The 266-nt window shown below is 52.6% G+C and carries 3 tRNA genes; all 3 read left to right on the top strand.

The features are described 5' to 3' along the window. Positions 1 to 10 precede the first annotated feature (10 nt). The 3 genes from ATCC9714_RS16705 to ATCC9714_RS16695 all read left to right on the top strand — a co-directional run bounded on the left by ATCC9714_RS16705 (position 11) and on the right by ATCC9714_RS16695 (position 266). Positions 11 to 86 (top strand) — tRNA-Gln (locus ATCC9714_RS16705). Between the two features lie 12 nt (positions 87 to 98). Further along, positions 99 to 174: transfer RNA gene (locus ATCC9714_RS16700), tRNA-Lys, on the top strand. Positions 175 to 180: 6 nt separating this feature from the next. Beyond that, positions 181 to 266, top strand: a tRNA-Ser gene (locus ATCC9714_RS16695).

The following is a 266-nucleotide window of genomic DNA, read 5'->3' as shown; positions in this document are numbered from 1 at the left end:
CCACATTCATAGGGGATTCGCCAAGTCGGTAAGGCATAGCACTTTGACTGCTACATGCGTAGGTTCGAGTCCTGCATCCCCTGCCAAAAAAACTTAATGACCCATTAGCTCAGTCGGTAGAGCACCTGACTTTTAATCAGGGTGTCCCGCGTTCGAGTCGCGGATGGGTCACCAATAAATGGAGAGGTGTCCGAGTGGTTTAAGGAGCTGGTCTTGAAAACCAGTGACTCCGAAAGGGGCCGTGGGTTCGAATCCCACCCTCTCCG

Origin of the sequence: Paraclostridium sordellii (assembly GCF_000953675.1) — a bacterium.
Taxonomy (GTDB): Bacteria; Bacillota; Clostridia; order Peptostreptococcales; family Peptostreptococcaceae; genus Paraclostridium; species Paraclostridium sordellii.
Note: the sequence above shows the minus strand (reverse complement) of the source record. Positions and strands in the feature narration are given on the sequence as shown.